3 protein-coding genes are annotated in these 2581 nt (G+C 47.2%); all 3 read left to right on the top strand.

The features are described 5' to 3' along the window. Positions 1 to 2 precede the first annotated feature (2 nt). Positions 3 to 128, top strand: coding sequence for a phosphoribosylformylglycinamidine synthase subunit PurQ (locus Q0W37_RS15490; RefSeq protein WP_367186292.1), 126 nt, complete (start codon positions 3 to 5; stop codon positions 126 to 128). 130 nt (positions 129 to 258) lie between these two features. After that, on the top strand, positions 259 to 2325 hold the full coding sequence (locus Q0W37_RS15360) for a tetratricopeptide repeat protein (protein WP_297702417.1): 2067 nt from the start codon (positions 259 to 261) through the stop codon (positions 2323 to 2325). A gap of 42 nt (positions 2326 to 2367) precedes the next feature. Beyond that, on the top strand, positions 2368 to 2581 hold a 214-nt coding region (locus Q0W37_RS15355), incomplete at its 3' end, for a nucleoside-diphosphate kinase (RefSeq protein WP_297702416.1).

Below are 2581 nucleotides of genomic sequence, written 5' to 3'. Positions count from 1 at the left end.
TGATGCCGCACCCGGAACGCGTATTCCGCACCTGCCAATACTCTTGGCACCCGGCTGAATGGGGCGAAGATGGTCCGTGGATGCAGCTGTTCCGCAACGGCCGTATATTTGTGACCGAAAAGGGCTAATGCTAGGGAAAATATTTGCTAGGCCCTTTTCTCTCGCCTCCGCCCTCAGCTTACACTTGAGGGCCTCGGCTCACGGGTCGGCTAATTTTTGTAAGTTGTTTTGGCACGTTTTTTTGAATTAAGAGGATTTATGAAGGCAAAACTTCTGGCTCTTGCATCGTTGGCTTCGCTGCTTTTCTTGAGTGGCTGTAACGGCATTGGTGACAAGGATACTCTCCTTGCTCGCATCGATGACGAAAAGGTTTATCAAGAAGACTACGATCTCCTTTTGAAAAATCCGAGATTGCCGGATACGGTCAAGAACAAACTCTTGTACGAAAACTTTTATTCCAAGGCAGCCCTTACGTCCAGGGCCCTTTCCGAGTTCCCTGAATTGGAAAAGGAATGGAAAACTTGGTTTAAGAATATCGAACCGCGTGTCTTGACGACCGTATACCAGCGCTTTTATGTTTTGGAATGCTTGATGTATACCGAAAGTGAATTACGCCAGTTTTACGATGCGAATCGTTCGCTGTTCCCTGTAGACTCTTTCGGGGATTTTAGGAAGGCGCGCAAGACGGTTGCAAAGCTGTACGATATCTCTAAGCGCAAGGCTGATTACATGGCGTTTGTCGGAAAAAATGCAACTCCGGAAAATGTTCAGGATACGCTTCTGTGGCAGAATAAATACTTTGAGAACCGTCAGCAGGAATTGCAGACGACCTTGATGCAGAATATGCGCAAGGATCAGCGCGTAGAAGTGAATCCGCTGCCCGAAATTTCGACAAAGGGTTTTTACGAACATCACAAGGATATGTTCATGACGGTCCCCGGATATGAAGTGTATCATATCCAGGATTCGGATTCCCTGAAGCTTGCTAATTTGTTTGCAGAAACACCTTCTTTGGAACAGTTTAAGCTTTCTGCGGTTTCAAGTAGCAAAAATGAATTGACTGCAAAGGATAGCGGCTATGTGGGTCGCGTCAAGAAGGGCTTTGCCTTGCCTTATGGCATTGGAATGGTCGATGCTCTTGCCGAACTGGACGGTAAGTCCGAAGGGTATGTTTCCTCTACCATACGCGCAAATAACGGCCAGTTCCATAGGTTCTTCCTTGTAAAGCAGGTTCCGTCCCAGTTGAAGCCTTTTGATCGTGTTGAAAAGGAAATTTCCTTGGGCGCAAAGATGGGCCGCTTTTTCGAGGTGGATTCTTCGTTCGTCTTGATTTCTCAAGACGGAAAGCCGCTGCTTACCGAACGTGACCTTCTGGCTCAGAACGAAATGATCTATAAGCGCAATCTGAATGGCGAAACGCATTCTCGCCTGGTCGAAATGCTTGCGGATTTCTACGCGTTTTCCTTTGCAGCTGAAAAGGCCCGCCTGAATCGTAGCTGGGAATACCGGGCAATGGTCCGTTATATGCGCTGGAACTTCATTTGCGACCATTATTTCGAAAGGTTGAAGGACGGAAAGAATGTTCCCGAAGAACAGACGAAGGCTTTGTATGAAAAAATTGGCAATCCCGAAAAACCGGGGCTCTCTTACGAGGACTCTAAGGAAATCTTGAACAAGATTCTTGCGATTCCGCAGAACCTCTATAAGCGTTTGTATTATCTGGAACGTACTTTCTCGGGTGCAGGCGTCACTTTAGAACAAACGATGTTCGAAAATTATCGGAGGCTCCACAGCGAGTATCAAAAGGTCTTTAGCAAAAGGCTTTCTTCTGAAGCTTATAGCAAGGCTACGGTACATCTTTATGATACGAGCACTCCCGAATATAAGGTGGATATGAGTGCTTCGACTCTGAAGGCGCGTGCGGACTCGCTCATGCGCGATGGCTTGTGGAAGGAATCTGTCGAAACCCTGCGTACCATTCTCCTTGCGTATGCGGAAAACGATTCCCTGTTCGAAAAGTATTCCTATGAAAGTTCCCAGATTCTTAGCGAGAATAATGAGTTCTGGGCTGCAGAACTGGAGTACTATGCCTATTACATGATGTGGCCGGAAAACCCGAATGCCGAAAAGGCGATGTTCAGCCGTGCGTTCATCTTGAATGAAAATATGAAACGCAACGACGATGCTCGTCAGGTTCTTGAAGAGTTCCTGAAGAAGTATCCGAAAAGTGAACTCAGGGAATCGGCCCAGTGGCTTCTCGACAACATCAAAAGTGACGGCAAACTCGCCGATGATTTGATGAAGAAAATCGAAGCAGAAGAGTAAAAAAACTATATTTCACACATCTTAAACTAAAAGGTACCAACTATGGAAATGACATTTGCAATGATCAAGCCCAATGCGGTCAAGTCTGGCCTCATCGGACGCATTATCGACCGTTACATCGCTGCAGGCCTCTCTGTCTGCGCCGTGAAGATGCACCAGATGACTTCTGCTGATGCTCGCGGTTTCTACGCTGAACACGTAGAAAAGCCGTTCTTCCCGGAACTCGAAGCCTACATGACCAAGGGCCCGTCCGTGA

Origin of the sequence: uncultured Fibrobacter sp., from assembly GCF_947166265.1 — a bacterium.
GTDB lineage: Bacteria > Fibrobacterota > Fibrobacteria > Fibrobacterales > Fibrobacteraceae > Fibrobacter.
The sequence above is the reverse complement of the archived record's forward strand: the minus strand, read 5'-3'. Positions and strand labels throughout refer to the sequence as shown.

Bases quoted from the DNA above. Each gene is read 5' to 3' on its own strand.
- Q0W37_RS15360 (WP_297702417.1), top strand. From the start codon at position 259: ATGAAGGCAAAACTTCTGGCTCTTGCATCGTTGGCTTCGCTGCTTTTC.
- Q0W37_RS15490 (WP_367186292.1), top strand. From the start codon at position 3: ATGCCGCACCCGGAACGCGTATTCCGCACCTGCCAATACTCTTGGCAC.